17 protein-coding genes are annotated in these 17085 nt (G+C 71.6%); 7 read left to right on the forward strand and 10 right to left on the reverse strand.

What is annotated here, in order from left to right; genetic code table 11:
- Positions 1-189: 189 nt before the first annotated feature.
- The gene (locus LUM46_RS04290; protein WP_274992481.1) at positions 190-936 is read left to right on the forward strand and encodes a sensor histidine kinase; all 747 of its coding nucleotides are present in this window, start codon (positions 190-192) and stop codon (positions 934-936) included.
- 113 nt (positions 937-1049) lie between these two features.
- Here the strand turns inward: LUM46_RS04290 and LUM46_RS04295 are convergent, their stop codons facing one another.
- Positions 1050-2081: a tyrosine-type recombinase/integrase gene (locus LUM46_RS04295; protein WP_274992482.1), complete on the reverse strand. Its 1032-nt coding sequence runs from the start codon at positions 2079-2081 to the stop codon at positions 1050-1052.
- A gap of 207 nt (positions 2082-2288) precedes the next feature.
- On the opposite strand from LUM46_RS04295, the gene LUM46_RS04300 reads away from it, so the two are divergent.
- Positions 2289-3335 (forward strand): alcohol dehydrogenase catalytic domain-containing protein, encoded by a 1047-nt coding sequence (locus tag LUM46_RS04300; protein WP_274992483.1) that lies wholly within the window; start codon positions 2289-2291, stop codon positions 3333-3335.
- Positions 3336-3391: 56 nt separating this feature from the next.
- On the opposite strand, the gene LUM46_RS04305 is transcribed toward LUM46_RS04300, so the two are convergent.
- Entirely contained in the window at positions 3392-3970 is a 579-nt protein-coding gene (locus tag LUM46_RS04305) for a TOPRIM nucleotidyl transferase/hydrolase domain-containing protein (protein ID WP_274992484.1), read from the reverse strand.
- A gap of 788 nt (positions 3971-4758) precedes the next feature.
- Between LUM46_RS04305 and LUM46_RS04310 the strand changes: the two genes are divergently transcribed.
- Positions 4759-5610, forward strand: a complete 852-nt coding sequence (locus tag LUM46_RS04310) for a hypothetical protein (protein ID WP_274992485.1) — start codon at positions 4759-4761, stop codon at positions 5608-5610.
- Positions 5607-6578, forward strand: coding sequence for an NAD(P)-dependent oxidoreductase (locus tag LUM46_RS04315; RefSeq protein WP_274992486.1), 972 nt, complete (start codon positions 5607-5609; stop codon positions 6576-6578). Before LUM46_RS04310 ends, LUM46_RS04315 begins: the two co-directional genes overlap by 4 nt.
- A 15-nt stretch (positions 6579-6593) precedes the next feature.
- Here the strand turns inward: LUM46_RS04315 and LUM46_RS04320 are convergent, their stop codons facing one another.
- Positions 6594-7001: an MmcQ/YjbR family DNA-binding protein gene (locus LUM46_RS04320; protein WP_274992488.1), complete on the reverse strand. Its 408-nt coding sequence runs from the start codon at positions 6999-7001 to the stop codon at positions 6594-6596.
- 33 nt (positions 7002-7034) lie between these two features.
- Positions 7035-7691, reverse strand: a complete 657-nt coding sequence (locus LUM46_RS04325; protein WP_274992490.1) for a DNA-binding response regulator — start codon at positions 7689-7691, stop codon at positions 7035-7037.
- A gap of 96 nt (positions 7692-7787) precedes the next feature.
- Here LUM46_RS04325 and LUM46_RS04330 point away from each other — a divergent pair, with 96 nt between their 5' ends.
- Together LUM46_RS04330 and LUM46_RS04335 are read left to right on the forward strand one after the other, a co-directional pair.
- On the forward strand, positions 7788-8819 hold the full coding sequence (locus LUM46_RS04330) for an oxidoreductase (protein ID WP_274992491.1): 1032 nt from the start codon (positions 7788-7790) through the stop codon (positions 8817-8819).
- Between the two features lie 10 nt (positions 8820-8829).
- Positions 8830-9705 carry an NmrA family NAD(P)-binding protein gene (locus tag LUM46_RS04335; RefSeq protein WP_274992492.1) on the forward strand — a complete coding sequence of 292 codons (876 nt, stop codon included), beginning with the start codon at positions 8830-8832 and terminating at the stop codon, positions 9703-9705.
- 27 nt (positions 9706-9732) lie between these two features.
- Here LUM46_RS04335 and LUM46_RS04340 read toward each other — a convergent pair whose 3' ends face one another.
- Together LUM46_RS04340 and LUM46_RS04345 are read right to left on the reverse strand one after the other, a co-directional pair.
- Entirely contained in the window at positions 9733-10830 is a 1098-nt protein-coding gene (locus tag LUM46_RS04340; protein ID WP_274992493.1) for a fatty acid desaturase family protein, read from the reverse strand.
- Positions 10831-10916: 86 nt separating this feature from the next.
- A complete protein-coding gene (locus LUM46_RS04345; RefSeq protein WP_274992495.1) occupies positions 10917-12206 on the reverse strand; it encodes a sensor histidine kinase in 1290 nt (429 codons plus the stop codon).
- A 102-nt stretch (positions 12207-12308) separates the two neighbouring features.
- Here LUM46_RS04345 and LUM46_RS04350 point away from each other — a divergent pair, with 102 nt between their 5' ends.
- Positions 12309-12998 (forward strand): response regulator, encoded by a 690-nt coding sequence (locus LUM46_RS04350; RefSeq protein ID WP_274992496.1) that lies wholly within the window; start codon positions 12309-12311, stop codon positions 12996-12998.
- A gap of 4 nt (positions 12999-13002) precedes the next feature.
- Here the strand turns inward: LUM46_RS04350 and LUM46_RS04355 are convergent, their stop codons facing one another.
- The 4 genes from LUM46_RS04355 to LUM46_RS04370 form a co-directional block, all read right to left on the reverse strand.
- Positions 13003-15441, reverse strand: a complete 2439-nt coding sequence (locus LUM46_RS04355; RefSeq protein WP_274992497.1) for an excinuclease ABC subunit UvrA — start codon at positions 15439-15441, stop codon at positions 13003-13005.
- Between the two features lie 187 nt (positions 15442-15628).
- A complete protein-coding gene (locus LUM46_RS04360) occupies positions 15629-16054 on the reverse strand; it encodes a VOC family protein (RefSeq protein WP_274992498.1) in 426 nt (141 codons plus the stop codon).
- 10 nt (positions 16055-16064) lie between these two features.
- Positions 16065-16490 (reverse strand): helix-turn-helix transcriptional regulator, encoded by a 426-nt coding sequence (locus LUM46_RS04365; RefSeq protein WP_274992661.1) that lies wholly within the window; start codon positions 16488-16490, stop codon positions 16065-16067.
- A gap of 163 nt (positions 16491-16653) precedes the next feature.
- A complete protein-coding gene (locus tag LUM46_RS04370) occupies positions 16654-17031 on the reverse strand; it encodes a hypothetical protein (protein ID WP_274992499.1) in 378 nt (125 codons plus the stop codon).
- Positions 17032-17085: the final 54 nt, after the last annotated feature.

The raw sequence follows: 17085 nt of genomic DNA on the forward strand, positions 1-17085 counted from the left end.
GGTCGAGGCATACGGCGTCGAGGCATACGGTCGACGTAGCGGGGCGACCAGGGGCGAGGCCGTCCCGTGAGCACGAGGGGGACCGATGACAGACGCTGAAGCGACTCTTCCGTCCGCCACCTGGTCCGCGCTGATCTCCACGCACAGCGACCGCGACCGGCACCAGAACCACCGACCGGCCGGGCCGGAATGACCCCGCGCTCGCCCGATGACCTGGCCGATGTCGTCGGGCACGAGCTGCGGTCGCCCCTGACCTCGGTGCTCGGCTACGCCCAGCTCCTGGGCGCGGACACCCTGACCGAGGAGCAGCGGCACTACGTGGCCGTCATCGAGCGCAACGGCCGCCGCCTGCTGCGCCTGATTGACGAGGTGCTGGTCAGCGCGCAGCTCTCGGCCGGAGAGTTCAGTGTCGCCCGGCGCGACGTGGACCTGGCCGGCGTGGTGCGCACCTGCGGCGACGAGCTCGGTCCGGCGGCCCGGGGCGCCGGGGTGTCGCTCACGGTGACGGCCCCCGGTCCGGCCCACGTGTCGGGAGACCGCGAGCTCCTGGCGCAGCTGGTCACGAGCCTGCTGGACGGCGCGCTCAAGCGCACCCAGCGCGGCGGCGCGGTGACGGTACGGGTGACGACGCGGGCTGCCACACCGGAGACGACACCGGAGGTGGTGATCGAGGTCGCCGACACCGGGGCAGGGCTCGGGCCCGAGGAGCTCGACAGGCTCGGCGTACGGCTCTACCGGTCGCGCGGCGTGGAGGGCGGCGTGGAGGACGGAACCGGTGGGGCGCTCGGGATCGGCGTCGGGCTACCCGTCGCGCGGGCCATCACGGACGCACACGGGGGCACACTGCGTGCTGACAGCCCGAGCGGTGCCGGAACCACGGTCACGGTGATCCTGGCGAAGTGTTCGGCGACGAGGGACGGGTCCACACCTCACTGAGCGCGCTCCAGCGGTCCCGGGTCACCAGGGCGTACGGCGTGGCGTTGACCGCGGCGGTGCGTTCCAGGAGTCCGGCGATGAGCTGCGAGCGCCTGGAGGTCGTCAGGCACGTGTCACTCGATGGCGGCCGCCAGCGGATGGGACCGGATGGCCGCGGCGAGCTCACCCTCGATGCGGTCGAGGTAGACACCGGTGGTGGCGATCGAGGCGTGCCCGAGCAGCTCGGCGACGACCTTGACGTCCCACCCGTCCGCCACGAGCAGGGTCGCCGTGGTGTGCCGCAGCGCGTGCGGGGTGGCCTCACGCTGGTACGGAGCGGGCATCCGGCGCACGGCGCGGGACAGCAGCGCCCGGATCGCCTGGGTGTCGATACGGCGCCCGCGCCAGGACAGCAGGAGAGCACGTTGCGCGTCGGCGTCCTGGGGGCGCTTGGCGGCCAGGACGGGGCGCAGGTCGGTGAGGTAGTCGTCCATGGCCCGCGCCAAGGGTGGGGAGAGCGTCACCGTGCGCGTGCTGCCCCCCTTGCCGCGGATACGCCAGGTGGTCCGCTCGGGCTCACGGGAGACGTCGTCGACGTCGGTACGCGCGAGCTCCGAGACCCGCGGGCCGAGGACCAGCAGGAGCGCCACCACCAGCCGGTCACGCAGGGCGAGGTCCTGGTCGGTGCGCGCCGGCGTGTCCGACGGCGGCGTCGTCAGCAGGCTGCGTGCCGCACCCGCCGACAGCGCCGTGCGGGCGGTGCGCAGCGTGCCACGCACCTTCGCCGGCGGAGCGGCCCACTGCATCGGGTCCGCCTGCACCCAGCACTCACGGGCGGCATACGCGAAGAACCGGGTCACCGACTGTCGGAACCGGTTGACCGTCGCGGTGCTGCGCCCGGGACCTGGCTTGCGGTCCGGGTCCGTGTACCGGGCGTCCGGCGCCGACTGGTACCGCACCAGCACCGTGTCGACGTCGGACCCCGTGACGTCGTCCAGGATGCGCTCGCGGCCCGTCAGCCGACCGAACTCGGTGACGTCGCGCGTGTAGCTGCGTGCCGTGGCGGGCGACAGGACGCCACGGATCGTCTCGACCTCGACCGCCGCGAGGTAACGACGGGTGGCTTCGGCGACGGTGATGCGCTCGAGGCGCGGGGGAGCGACCATGACCGTCACCCTAGGCGGGACCACTGACACTCCCGATATGCCGGAATATCCTCCTGACCTGCGGCGCAACCCACACCTCTCGACAGGTACACCCGCACCCGGCAGGACGGCGCGGGCCTGGCCGAGACACCGCACCACGACGAGCACCACCACGGTCCGGCCGACGGCGCTCGCGGCCACCCACCAGGGCCGTGATTCAATCCGCTGGTGCGTGCCATCGTCTTCGACCAGTTCCAGGGCCCCGCCGACGTCCGCGAGGTGCCCGATCCGCGGGCTCCCGACGGGGGCGTGGTCGTGCGGGTGCACGCCACCGGCCTCTGCCTGAGCGACTGGCACGCCTGGGCCGGGCACGACGACGACATCACCACCCTGCCGCACGTCCCCGGTCACGAGCTCGCCGGCACCGTCGCCGCGGTCGGCGCCGGCGTCACGAGATGGCAGGTGGGGGACCGGGTGACCGTTCCGTTCGTCAGCGGCTGCGGCACCTGCGAGTGGTGCCTCGGTGGGCAGGCGCAGGTCTGCCCCGACCAGACCCAGCCCGGCTTCACGCACTGGGGCTCCTACGCCGAGCTGGTCACGCTGCACTCGGCCGACGCCAACCTGGTCGCCGTCCCCGACGACGTCTCCTTCGAGACGGCGGCGAGCCTCGGCTGCCGTTTCGCCACCGCCTACCGCGCGGTGGCCGGCCGGGCGCAGGTCAGGGCAGGGGAGTGGGTGGCGGTGGTCGGCGCGGGCGGCGTCGGGCTCAGCGCGATCATGGTCGCCGTCGCCCGCGGAGCACGCGTCGTCGCGGTCGACCGGTCGGCGGCCGCCCTGGACGCGGCCCGTCGTGCCGGGGCCGAGCGCACCGTGCTGGCCGACGGCCTCGACGTACCCTCCGTCGTCCAGCAGGTGACCGACGGCGGCGCGCACGTCGCCGTGGACGCCGTCGGGAGCGAGCAGACGTGCGCCGACGCGATCGGCAGCCTGCGCCGTCAGGGGCGCCACGTCCAGGTGGGCCTGTTCGCGCCCGCCGACGGCGGCCCGCGCGTGCCGATGGGCCGGGTGATCGCCTGGGAGCTCGATGTGCTCGGCAGCCACGGCATGGCGGCTGCCGACTATCCCGAGATGCTGGAGCTGGTCGTGTCCGGCGCGCTGCGACCCCAGGACCTGCTCGACCGCGTGGTCGGCCTGGCGGAGGCGGCAGCGCTCCTGCCGACCATGGACACGACGCCGCGCGCCGGCATGGTCGTGCTGGACCCGCGCCGGGCCTGACCTGCCACGACACCCCGGCCTGCCGCGATCGAGGTGGTGCGGTCAGGTGGTGCTGCTCAGGTGGCCCAGCGCAGCACCGCGTCCAGCGGGGCCGGTACCCGGTCCAGCGGCAGTGCCTCCGCCAGGCGACGCCCGTAGCGCTCCTTGCGCCCTCCCTTGGACCCGATGAAGCGGTGCAGCTGCTGAGTGGTGGTGCGCTCGCGCTGAGCCGGCTGTCCCTGCAGCCGCTCGAAGCTGCGCAGCTCGCCCTCCGCATCGATCAGGGCGAGGAACCCCTCGACGCCGACCGCCCGGATGAGCTCGTCCTCCAGGTCCCGGTCGCAACGGAAGAAACCGAGATCGGTCAGGGGAGTGGTCGCCGCGAACGGGCGCAGGCCCACGCGGTCGAGCCCTTTGATGACGAAGCGTTCCTCCGCGGCGTCGTACAGGCCGCCCAGGCGCAGGTCCTGCCCGCCGAGCGCGACGAGATGGTGCCCGATGTTGGTGATACCGCCCATCGCGAGAACCTGCACCCCGAGGTCGGCGAGGGGGAGGCCCAGCCGTGCGGCGAGCGTCTCCACCGCCGCACGATCACTCTCACCCTCCACGAGCACCGCGGTGCTCGTGGAGGCGGCGAGGACTCCTGCGAGGTTCATGGTCTCCGGATCGTATGTCTTCACCCGGGGAGGAGCCGCAGCATTTCCGCCGGTGCTACTGTGTTGATCTTCGTTGCTGTCGTTAGACCGTTGTGTTGCGCTATACACAATGCTTTAGAGTTCTTGCCGAGCAGGGGTGAGCTCAGGGTCTCGTGAGGACCTCAGGCCGCGTGGGGAGCGGGGTGGAGCGCCGCCGATCACGAGGCCCGTTCTGGCAGCGATTCTCGCTGCTGTCCCAGGCCGGCGCAGTGCTGCTCGGGGAACCGATCGAGCACAGCCGATCGAGCACCTGCCGGGCTGCTCAAGCGGTGCAGTGCTCGGGGGCGGAACGGCGGTCCGTGAGATCGGTCCGTTGCATCCTTGAGATCGGTCCGTTGCACGGGGCGGCACGTCACTTCGGTCGGTTGCTCTGACTTCGGTCAATCAACCGACCGATGTCAGAGCAACCGACCGAAGTCAAGGATGGCGCCCCGCAAGCGACCGAAGTCAGAGAGCTTCGCCGAGGGTGATCCCGCCTCGGGCTCGACGTGAGCGCACTACGACGAGCACAGGATGCAGCCACGATGCAGCCACAAGCCCACGAGCGGGGCAGTAGATCAAGGCTTCCTTCTCGCCGTAATGACATAATGTACATTATCGGTTGTCGACCAGCTGCCGGTTGATCTGGCTCTACGGGCCCGTCCTGAAGCGAACGTGGCGCCGTGGCGTGCCAGACTGCGGCCGTGGCTCAGCACACGTCGCACACGTCCTCTCCCTACGAACCGGCGCCCCGAGCAGCGCCTGAACGAGTGCCTGAACCAACGCCCGACGCCTCGCCCGAAGCGCCCGCCGCCGCTCAGCCACCTGAGCCGTCGCCTGAGCCGTCGTCCTCTGACTTATCGCCCGACCGAGCGCCATCGGGACCGGCCGAGCTCGTCGAGCACCTGACGCGTTGGGCGTGCGAGACCCCGTGGGTCGAGTGGCTCGAGCTCGCCGGCTCCCTGGGACGAGGCGCCGGCGACGAGCTCTCCGACATCGACGCCGGCGTCGGCCTGCTGGACGGCGGTGACCCCGACGCGGTCGAACGTGCCGTGACCGGGTTCGCGCCCACCGCCGCGGTGCTGCGCCAGCCCTTCGGGCCGGACACCACCCACCTCGTCAGCATCTACCAGGACGGCCGACAGCTCTCGCTCGTCGTCATGCCGTGCACCACGCGCACCGGCCTCGCCCCCGAAGCGACCGCCCTGGTGGACAAATCGGGCAGGTTGGCGACCGCGCTGGACCGGGCGACGTGGGACCCGGATGCCGCACGACGCCGCGAATGGGCCTTTCTCGCGTGCATCGCCGCAGGTGACGCGCTCAAGCATGCTCGTAGGGGCGCGTACTGGAGAGCGCTGCGCAGCCTGACCGAGGCTCGCGACCTGTACCTGCAGCTGATTGCCGCACGGGAGCAGGTCGTCTTTCCGCAGTTCGGGGCCGTCAGCCTGGAGAACGCGGGCCGGCCCGTACCTGATGAGCTCGCCGCCACCCTGGTCGGCTCCCCCGGCCGGCAGCCGATCGTCGACGCCGTCGAAGCACTCGTGTCACTCCTGGCCCCGTTCGTCCGGGAACACGACCTCGAGGAGCTCTGCGACGCGCTTCGCCTGGACGTCCCACGATGAGCGCCGAGCACACGACCGCAGACCTGGCCGAGGCGCTCCGCATCAGTCCGACGGTCCGGCTCGGGGACGACGTCGAGCCCGGCTGGCGGGACGCGATCGCTGCCTGGGCCCGCTCACGGGATCTGGAGATCACGGGCCCCGAGGTCACCGGGCGCGCCGCGACGCTCGCGATCACGACCACGCCCGGCAACGCGGCAGGAGCGGCCTGGGTGCACTCCCCCTACGCTGGTGTCGAGCACCTGGCGCCGGCGCTGCCCGGCCACGTGCTCCTGACCCGCACGACCGGGACCATGCCGCAGCGCATCGCCGAGTACGTGCTCGCCTGGGTCCTTGCCGAACGCTGGCAGACGGCGCGCTACGTCGCCGACTCGGCGTCAGCCACCTGGGACCCGTCGGACCCGCCGGCGCCACCGGGACGCAACGGGACCGTCGTCGTCGGCACGGGCGCCATGGGCACGGCGATCGCCCGGACCCTGGCCACCCTCGGGCACCACGTCACAGGCCTCAGCAGGAGCGGGCGCCCCGATGCCCCCTTCGACGCCGTACTCCCCCTCGGCGGGACGCCCGACCCGTCCGCTCTGGACGGACTGGACGGCCCAGGGGTCGACGTCCTGGTACTCGCGCTCCCCCACACCCCGCAGACCACCGGACTGATCACACCGGAGTTCCTGCGGGCGTTCGACGGCGTGCACCTGGTCAATATCGGCCGCGGGTCGGCGGTCCGCACGGACACGCTGCTGGACGCGATCGCCACCGGCCACGTGCGCCACGCCACGCTCGACGTCACCGAGGAAGAACCGCTCGGCCCCTCCTCTCCCCTGTGGCGCCGCCCCGAGGTCACCATCACGCCCCACGTCTCGGGCCTGACGCTGCCGTCCGACGTCGTGGCCGGCCTCGACGCCGCGCTCTCCCAGGTCCGTGCCGGCGTCCGTCCGACGTCGGCGGTCGCGCTGGACCGCGGCTACTGACTCACGCTGAGCCGGTCATGTCTCGAGCTGAGCCAGCCGCTGTGGTGCGGGCTGTGGTTCTGGTCGGTCGACCTGTGCGGCGAGGTTCTGGGGCGCCTGGATGCAGTAGGAGTCGGTGAGGAGCTCGGCGAGCTCGTCCCAGTCGGTGTCCTGGTCGAGGATCATGCCGACGACGTTGGTGCCCCAGCTGGCCTTGAAGTACTGAGGGCCGAGGTGCTGGAACGCTTCGACCTCGTCCGGCTCAGCGCGGAAGGTGATGCGGACGAGGCCGTCCTCTCCTCCGAACACGTGGCCTACGGTCGCGTCCCGGACCTTCCAGGCGAGGCCGGTCCAGGCGTCGTGCTCGTTGCACTCCGGAAGGTGCTCCAGGATGGCGGTGAGGCGCTGGACGGTGTCGGTCGGGACGGGGGCTCTCTCGGTCACGGCAGGAGTCTTGCACCTGTCACTGACACCGCCTCAGACGAGGCCGAGCTCCCGTGCGCGCACGCCGGCCTGGAAGCGTGACTCGGCGCCCAGGGCATCCATGAGCTCGGCGACGCGGCGCCGGTAGGTGCGGACGCCGAGGCCGAGGGCCCGGGCGGCGGCCTCGTCCTTGACGCCCTGGCTGAGGAGGTCCAGCACCCGGGGCGCGAGCTGTCGGATCTCGGCGATCTGGGTGTCGTAGACGTCGAGGTCGGTGGCTGAGCGCCAGGCGGCGTCGAACAGGGAGGTGACGCCCTGCACGGCCTCGCGCTGGGTGATGACGCTGTAGCTGCGTACGCCGGCGGAGAGGTCGCCGGCCAGGATCGCCAGGCGGCGGTCGAGGACGATCGTCTCGTTGATCTCGTCGCTGGTGATGCGGATCTGGGCACCGTGCCGGTCGCGGGCCGCGGCCAGGGTGCGGGAGGCGACGGGGTCGAGCAGAATGCCGGACCGGTAGACCTTGCGGATCCGGGTGTCGGCCAGTGGCCGGGTGCGATACCTCTCGGTGAGGTCGGCGGTCTGTGCCCTCGCCCAGGTGAAGAGGTCGTTGGCGGCGCACGCGACGTCGGTCGCGGAGGCGAACAGGTGCGCGGTGCGTTCCATGAGCTCCTGCTCGCCGCGCACGATGGTGACGGTTTCGCCGGTCTGCATGGTCTAAATCCTGCCTGGCGTCGCTCGCGGGGGCCAGGCCCGGCAACAAGCTGCCATCGTCGGCGGGCCCGGCCCGGGCGGCGTGATGCTGGCTGCATGACGACAGACCTGAACACGACAGCAGCCGGCCCCGACACCACGAGCCCCGCCGCCACCGGCCCGGGACCGGCCGTCCCGGACGCGGCTGCCGCCGGGACCTGGCAGCTCGGTGATCGCACGGTCAACCGGGTCGGGCTCGGCGCGATGCGGCTGGTGGGCATGCCCTGGGACGAGACACCGCGCGGGCGGGACGGGTCGCTCGCGGTCCTGCGGCGCGCCGTCGAGCTCGGCGTGAACCACATCGACACCGCGGCCTTCTACTTCATGCCGCTGCGCTCGGCCAACGAGCTGATCAGCACCGCCCTCCAGCCCTACGGGGACGACCTGACGATCACCACGAAGGTCGGGCCGTCCCGTTCTCGCGACGGCGGTTCCGAGCAGATGGCACGCCCCGACCAGCTCCGCGGCCAGGTTGAGGAGAACATCCGCCAGCTCGGCCGCGACCATCTCGACGTCGTCAACCTGCGCTGGGGCACACGCATGGCCGGCGAGGGGCGTGCGCCCGAGTCGGTGGCCGAACACTTCGGTGCGCTCGCGGAGCTGCGCGAGGCGGGTCTGGTCCGGCACCTCGGCATCTCCAACATCCTGCCGGAGCAGCTGCTCGAGGCGATGGCCGTCGCACCGGTGGTATGCGTGCAGAACCAGTACGGCCTGACCAGCCGGGAGGACGACGACCTGGTCACCCTCTGCGGTGAGCACGGCATCGCGTTCGTGCCGTTCTTCTCCGTCGGGGCCGCTGTGCCAGGTGCCGCACCGCACGGCGGTGCCGACGTGACCGGTCAGGCGCAGGTCGCGGCCGTCGCCGCCGCGCACGAGGCGACACCGGCGCAGGTCCGGCTCGCCTGGACCCTGCACCGGGGCCCGCACGTCCTGGCCATCCCGGGTACCAGCAGCGTGGCGCACCTGGAGGAGAACGTCGCCGCGGGCGGCCTGCGCCTGACCGGCGACGAGCTCACGCTGCTGGACGGGATCGCCGACGAGACCGGCGACGACACGCCCCCGGGAACGGCCGCCGTGGCCGACCGGTAGCCTGACCGCCGTGAGAATCGCCGTCACCGGCTCGACCGGCACGCTCGGGAGCCAGGTCGTGGACCTGCTGGCCACCACCGTCGGAGGCCCGCAGGAGGTCCTGGCGCTCGCGCGCCGGCCCCAGGCGGTGCCGGCCGCGCTGGGCCCCGCAGCGAGCGCCTCCGGTGTGGTCGTGCCGGTGCATGCCGACTACGACGATCCTGGTTCGCTGCGGGCGGCCCTGGGCGGGGTGGACGTCCTGGTGTTCGTGTCCAGCGACGGCGAGGCCGCTCGGATGCTGGTCCAGCACGAGAACGTGGTGCGGGCGGCGAGCGCCTGCGGGGTGGGGCACGTGGTGTACCTGAGTGGTGTGGACGCGGATCTGGCGTCGCCGTTCTGCTACGCGTTCACCAACGGGTTCACGGAGCGGTTGCTCGTGGAGAGCGGGTGCGGGTTCTCGTTCGCCCGGGCGTCGCTGTTCACGGAGTTCTTCGAGGCGTTCCTGCGGCCGGCGCTCAGGTCGGGTGAGCTGCGGGTGCCTGCCGGTGGTGGGCGGGTTGCCCTGGTCTCCCGGGCCGATGTCGGGCGGTGCCTGGCGGCGCTCGCGCTCGTGCCGCCGAGCGGGCGGCACCACGATCTGACGGGTCCTGAGGCGCTGGCGGCCGAGGGTCTCGCGGGTGTGCTCACCGGGATCGCGGGGATCCCGGTGAGCTACACGGACGTTCCGGCACGGGTCCAGGTCGAGGAGCTGGCCGGGTCCGGGGAGGACCCGTGGTGGACGTACGCGTACTCGTCGATGTTCGCGTCCGTCCGCGAGGGTCGCTGGGCCGCGGTGTCGGGTGAGGTGTTCCGGCTCACGGGCCGGGTGCCGCTGTCCGTCGCTGACGTGGTGGGTCGGGCCGCCTGACCGTTGCCACCGGGTGTGCCGGTGTGGTTACCGGTACTGCGCGGCGATCGGGCAGTCCATCGGGTCGGCGTAGCCGAGGCCCACGCGGTTGAGGTACGCGGTGATGATCCCGTACGACTCGAACAGGCCGGTCTCGGTGTAGGGGATGTCGCGCTCGGCGCAGAACGCCTGGACGATGGGGCGTGCCTTCTTCAGGTTGACGCTGGCCATGCGCGGGAAGACGTGGTGCTCGATCTGGTAGTTCAGGCCGCCCATGGCCAGGTCGACGAACCAGCCGCCGCGGATGTTGCGGGAGGTGAGGACCTGGCGGCGCAGGAAGTCGACCTTGAGGTCCTTGGGGATCAGGGGCATGCCCTTGTGGTTCGGGGCGAAGGTGGCGCCCATGTACAGGCCGAACGTCGCGAGCTGTACGGCCATGAACGCGGCACCGAGCACGGGGCCGAGGGTGAGGAGGACGAGGGTGGGGAACCCGATGAGCCGCAGGCCCAGGAGCCATGCCTCGGCGGCGCGGTGCTTGATCGCGGGCGTGGTGGCGAGGGTCTGGACGGCGTTGGCGTGCAGCACGGGGCCGAACAGGGCGAGCATCGGGAAGAACAGCCAGCCCTGGTGCCGGGTGACCCAGCCCATGAAGCCGGTGCGGCCGACCTCTTCGCCCGGCACGAAGACGAGGGCGCCGGTCTCGATGTCGCCGTCCTTGCCGATCACGTTGGGGTTCGCGTGGTGCTTGTTGTGCTTGCGGGCCCACCAGCCGTGGCTGAGGCCGACGACGAGGTTGGCGATGATCCGCGCGAACCACTCGTTGCGGCGGCCGGAGCGGAAGATCTGCAGGTGGCCGGCGTCGTGGCCGAGGAAGGCGCCCTGCGTGAAGACGACACCGAACAGGACGGCCACCGCGAGCTGCCACCACGTGTCGCCCAGCGTCAGCAGCAGGGTGAACGCGAGGGCCAGGCCGGCCGCGAGGGCGGCGGTGCGGGCTGCGTACCAGCCGACGCGACGCTCCATCAGGCCGGCTGCCTTGGCACGCTCGGCGAGGTCGAAGTAGTCGTTGGTCTGCTTGTTGCGGGCGGTGCGCGGTGCGCGGGTCTGGCGGGCCGAGCGAGGCGGCGCGTCGGTCGTGATCGTCATAGCGTCAACCTAAGAACCGGGCTGCCGGTCGCGCGTCCCCCGTGGGAGCCAACCTCACCCCCTACGTGAGTAGCAGGTGCTCGCGACTACGTGAGCAGCGGGTGCTCGTCCTCGCCGACGGGCAGGGTGACGGTGAGCTCGAAGCCGCCGTCGGGGGTGGGGCCCGCGGTGACGGTACCGCCGAGGGCGGCGGCGCGTTCGCGGGTGCCCGCCAGGCCTAGCCGGGCGCCTGGTGTGGGTTCGTCGTCGCGTGCTGGGGCGGTGTTGGTCACGCGGACCCGCAGGTCGTGCTCGTCGTCGGTGATGGTGACGGTGATCGCGGAGCCGGGGGCGTGCCGCAGGGCGTTGCTCAGGGCCTCCTGGACGACGCGGAACGCGCTGAGTCCTACTGCGTCGGGAACCACTGCTTCCGTTCCCACGTAGGTGATCTCGGCGCCGGAGGCGCGGGTGGCTCGGACGAGCTCGGCGATGTCGGACAGGCCTGGCATCGGTGCGGTGGGTGCGGTGTCTTGGCCGCGCAGGAGGCCGAGCAGTCCGCGCATCTCGCCCAGGGCGCGTCGGGAGGAGGCGGCGATCTCCTCGAACTCCTGCTGGATCGCGTCGTCGAGGCCGGGCTGCCGGTAGCGCGCGGTCGAGGCCTGGACGGTGATGACCGACATGCTGTGCGCGACGACGTCGTGCAGCTCCCTGGCGATCCTGTTGCGTTCCTCGAGCTCCCGGCGTCTGCCCGCCTCGGCGGCGCTCTGCCGTTCGGCCTGTTCCATGCGGACGACGCTGAGGATCCACAGGCGCACGAGGACGCCGACCAGGGCGATCCCGCCGCTGAGGGAGACCAGCACCACACCGTTGGCGCCGGCGGACGCGCTGGCGTCGCCGATGATCAGCGCGGGGGCGAGGACCGTCATCATGGCTCCCGCGAGCCAGAGGGACGCCGCCCAGTACCAGGAGTGGCGCAGGGCGAGCACGAACACCGTCAGGCAGTGCGTGAGCAGCACGGTGACCGGCCACGGCCATGGCCACTCGGGCGCCGCGTTGGCGGTCACGATCATCAGCCCGAGCGCGGCCGGGATGGATGCGCCGAGCCCGGCCCATGCCCAGCGCACCGCCATGATCGCGGCGGCGCAGTGCACGATGGTCAGGGCCATGGCGGCTGCCGGATGGGTGTCGTACCCGGACGCGGTCACCGGCCAGCCGACGGCGACGAGCGCCACCGCGGCGATGGAGACCACGGTCCACATCCAGACCACCTCGCGCCGGGCGATCGAGAACGTGCTGAGGTCCAGCCGGGTCAGTGAACGCAGCCGCCGGTACCGGGCGCCAAGGCTGGCCGCGGCGACGGCGCCCGCCACCTGTGGAGGAGCATGTGGGTGGTCCATTCTCTGCAGATTATGCGGCAGACGTGTGCGGCGCGTCACCCGTGAGAGGGATCCGGCGTCATACTTTCGGGTTTACTGTCGGGCGTCCATTACTTTGGTCCTATGCCGCCAGCTCCCGACGTTGCCGATAGTGCGATCCGGGTGCTGATCGTCGACGACCAGTCGATGATCCGGGCCGGGTTCGCCGCCCTCCTGGACGCGCACGAAGGGATCACGGTCGTCGGCACCGCCGAGGACGGCGCGGGGATCTCCGACGTCGTGCGCCGTACGCAGCCCGACGTCGTGCTCATGGACATCCGCATGCCGAAGGTCAACGGGCTGGACGCGACCCGCACCATCATGGCCATGCCGGGCACCCCGCCGAAGGTGATCATGCTGACGACCTTCGACGCCGACGACTACGTGTTCGCGGCCCTGCGCGCGGGAGCCAGTGGCTTCCTGCTGAAGGACTCCCCGCCCGAGGAGCTGACCCAGGCGGTCCACGTGGTCGCCGCGGGCGAGGCACTCCTGTCCCCGAAGGTCACGCGGGCGCTCATCGCCGACTACGCGGCGCGCCCAGAGCGGCCAGCCTCGACGGACGCCAGGCTGGCCGCTCTGACCGACCGCGAGCTCGACGTCATGAAGCTGGTCGCCGCTGGTCAGTCGAACGCGGAGATCGCGACCGACCTGTACCTGGCCGAGCAGACCGTCAAGACCCACGTCTCCCGCATCCTGAACAAGCTCGACCTGCGCGACCGGACGCAGATGGTGGTCTGCGCCTACGAGTCCGGGCTGGTCCGCGCGGGCCGCTGACGGCTCAGCGGGTGGCGACCGGCTCCCCCACGTACCGGGCCAGGTGCTCCCCCGTCAGGGTTGGCTCCCCCGCCCGGGCCTGAGCCACGAGGTCGGCCGGCGTGCCCTCGAAGACGATGCGGCCGCCGTCGTGCCCCGCGCCCGGACCGAGGTCGATGATCCAGTCCGCGTGCGCCATGACCGCCTGGTGGTGCTCGATCACGATGACCGACTTGCCTGACTCGACGAGTCGGTCGAGGAGCGCGAGCAGATTCTCGACGTCAGCCAGGTGCAGTCCCGTGGTGGGCTCGTCGAGCACGTACACCCCGCCGTCGCGGGCCATCTCGACGGCCAGCTTGAGCCGCTGCCGCTCTCCCCCGGACAGCGTGGTCAGTGGCTGACCGATCCCGAGGTAGCCGAGCCCGACGTCGGACAGGCGCTCCAGGATCTTGTGCGCCGCCGGGACCGGAGCGGGGCCACCCCTGGCGAAGAACGCGGCGGCCTCGGCCACCGGCATCGCGAGCACCTCGCTGATGTCCTTCGCGTCCTCGCCACCGCCGTTCGCGTCGCCACCCAGCGTGTACACCAGCGCCGACGCGTCGAACCTCTTGCCGCCGCAGTCCTCGCACGTCGTGGCCACGGTGTCCATGAACCCGAGCTCCGTGTAGATCACGCCGGCGCCCTTGCAGGTGGGGCAGGCACCCTCGGAGTTGGCGCTGAACAGCGCGGGCTTGACGCCGTTGGCCTTCGCGAACGCCTTGCGGATCGGCTCGAGCAGGCCCGTGTACGTCGCGGGGTTGGACCGGCGCGACCCCTTGATCGCGCCCTGGTCGACGGTCACGACGCCCGCGCCGTCCGGGAGCGACCCGTGGATCAGCGAGCTCTTCCCGGACCCGGCGACACCCGTGACGACGGTCAGCACACCCAGCGGCACGTCGACGTCGACGTCACGAAGGTTGTGCGTGCGCGCCCCGCGGATCTCCAGCTTCCCCGACGGCGGGCGCACGGAGTCCTTGAGCCGCGAGCGGTACTCGAGATGGCGGCCGGTCAGCGTGCCGCTGTCCCGCAGCTCGTCGATGGTGCCCTCGAACTGGATGGTCCCGCCCGCGGACCCGGCGCCCGGACCGAGGTCGACCACGTGGTCGGCGATCGCGATGGCCTCCGGCTTGTGCTCGACGACGAGCACCGTGTTGCCCTTGTCCCGCAGCTCGACCAGCAGTCGGTTCATCCGCTGGATGTCGTGCGGGTGCAGCCCGATGGTGGGCTCGTCGAAGACGTACGTGACATCGGTCAGCGCCGACCCGAGGTGGCGGATCAGCTTGGTGCGCTGCGCCTCTCCCCCGGACAGGGTGCCCGAGGGACGGTCGAGCGACAGGTAGCCCAGGCCGATCTCCGTGAACTTGTCGAGCTGGAGCTGCAGGCCCGTCAGGAGCGGAGCGGCGGCCACGCCGTCGTCGGTCGTGGCGAGCTTGCGCACCCAGGCGGCCAGGTCGCTGATCTGCAGGGCGCACGCGTCGGCGATGCTGATGCCGTCGATCGTGGACGACCGCGCCGCCTCGGCCAGCCGGGTCCCGTCGCACTCCGGGCAGCTCACGAACGTGACCGCCTGCTCCACCCAGGCCCGGATGTGCGGCTGGAGGGACTCGGTGTCCTTGCTGAGCATCGACTTGCGGATCTTCGGGACCAGGCCCTCGTACGTGAGGTTCAGGCCCTTGGCCTTGATCTTCGTCGGCTCCTTGTAGAGGAAGTCTGCGAGCTCGGTCTCGGTGTAGTCGCGGATCGCCTTGTCCGGGTCCAGGAACCCCGACTCGCTGTACGTGGCGACCATCCAGCCATCGGCGGTGTACCCGGGGATCTTGATCGCGCCCTCGTTCAACGACCTCGAGTCGTCGTAGAACTGCGTCAGGTCCAGGTCGGAGACCCGCCCCCGGCCCTCGCACCGCGGGCACATGCCCCCGTGGTAGACCTGCTCCCGCACTATCGTCTTCTCGCCCGTCGACGACGTCATCACCCCGCTCGCCCTGCGCGCCGGGACGTTGAACGAGAACGCGATGGGCGGCCCGATCTGCGGCTGCCCCAGCCTGCTGAACAGGATGCGCAGCAGCGCGTTCGTGTCCGTGACGGTGCCGAGGGTGGAACGCGGGTTGGACCCCAGCCGCTCCTGGTCGACGACGATCGCCGTGGTCAGCCCTTCGAGCTGGTCCACCTCCGGGCGGTCCAGCGACGGCATGAACCCCTGTACGAACGCGCTGTACGTCTCGTTGATCATCCGCTGCGACTCAGCGGCGATCGTCGCGAACACCAGCGAGCTCTTGCCCGACCCGGAGACGCCCGTGAACACCGTCAGCCGCCGCTTCGGGATGTCGAGGCTGATGTCCTTGAGGTTGTTCTCGCGAGCGCCCTGGACACGGATGACGTCGTGGCTGTCCGCCGGGTGCGGGGTGGTCGTGTGCGCCATGTTCATGCTCGGCCCTCCGTGACGGTCACGCGGGACGCGGACCGGGCTTGTCTGACGTCGGCCGCCGGCTCCTGCGGTGCGACGGCACCCACCGGACGGTCGGTGGGTGCCGCGGTGCGGGGTGCGGGCCGGGCCGCGCCCCGTGCGGTCGAGCGGGCATCCGGCGTCAGCCCTGGGATACACATGGTGACGCTCAGAGCTGCTTGATGCGAACGGTGTTGCCGGCGGGGTCGCGGAACGCGCAGTCGCGGAAGCCGTAGGGCTGGTCGACCGGCTCCTGCATCACCTCGGCGCCGCTGGCCTGGATCCGCTCGAACGTCGCGTCCAGGTCCTTGGCGCCGAGGATGACGGCGGCGTAGGTGCCCTTGGCCATCATCTCGGCGACGGTCTGCCGCTCGGTGTCGGTCACGCCCGGGTCGGCGGCCGGCGGCGTCAGGACGATGGACGTCCCGGGCTGTCCGGCCGGTCCGACGGTGATCCAGCGCATGGTGCCCTCGCCGACGTCGAGCTGGACCTCGAACCCGAGGGCGTCGCGGTAGAACGCGAGGGACGCCTCGGGGTCGGAGTGCGGGAGGAAGGTCTGGTGGATCGTGAGGTCCGTGCTCTCGTGAGTGCTCATGGCAGCCACGCTAGGTCCCAGCCGTGGGTGTGCGCTTCTCGATTCCTGACCGGCTGGTTCCTGACCGGCTGGGGGTGGCCCGCACCGGCCGGGTCACCTGTTTCGCGATGCAGCCCGGCAGCCCGGCGGCGTCGATCGCCTCGGCGGCCGCCAGCGGGTCGTTGCGGTACACGCTCGGCGGCACGCCCACGAGCTCGGTGAACCGGGTGCTGAACGTACCCAGCGACGAGCAGCCGACCGCGAAGCAGACCTCGGTCACGCTCAGGTCGCCGCGCCGCAGCAGCATCATGGCGCGCTCGATCCGGCGCGTCATCAGGTAGCTGTACGGGGACTCGCCGTACGCGGCCTTGAACTGGCGTGACAGGTGTCCTGCCGACATGTGCACCCCCGCCGCGAGCGCCGCGACGTCGAGGGGCTGGGTGTACTCACGGTCCATGCGGTCGCGGACGCGGCGCAGGAGCGCGAGGTCGCGGAGGTGCTGTGCGTCGGCGTCGTTGCCGGGGGTGCTGCCTGCGTCGAGGGCGTTGCTGCTCACCCGTCAGATCGTGTCATGGCGGGCGGGTCGTGTCATGGAGGGCGGTGGCTGCCCGGGGGTGAGATCAGTCGTGGGTGAGGAACTCCTCGGTGAGGATCAGCTCGGAGCCCTGGTGCCCGTGCACGACGATGCGGTCGTTCTCGAACGTCACGTCGATCGCCTCGGCGGTGTGGTGCGCGAGGTCGGTGAACGGGCTGGCGACGTAGCTGATCCGTGGGCCGAGGACCGGGTCCTTGTGCGCGACCCACAGCACGCCGCCCGGTGACCCGTCGTCGCGCAGCTGGACGCACAGCGGTGCCGGGTCCGCGCCGGTGCCCGTGCCCGGGTCGCAGACCTCGTGGACGAGGCCGGGCCGGAGATGGTCGGCGACCGCGGACCACGCGCCGACGGCGAGCAGGGCGATCCCGGCCCCCGACAGGGAACCGAGCAGGAAGCGTCTCATGCGGCTGAACCCTAGTGGGGCCGGCGGCCGTGGGGGCAGCCGTACGGCAGCTTC

The organism is Promicromonospora iranensis, assembly GCF_028994805.1.
GTDB classification, from domain to species: Bacteria; Actinomycetota; Actinomycetes; order Actinomycetales; family Cellulomonadaceae; genus Promicromonospora; species Promicromonospora iranensis.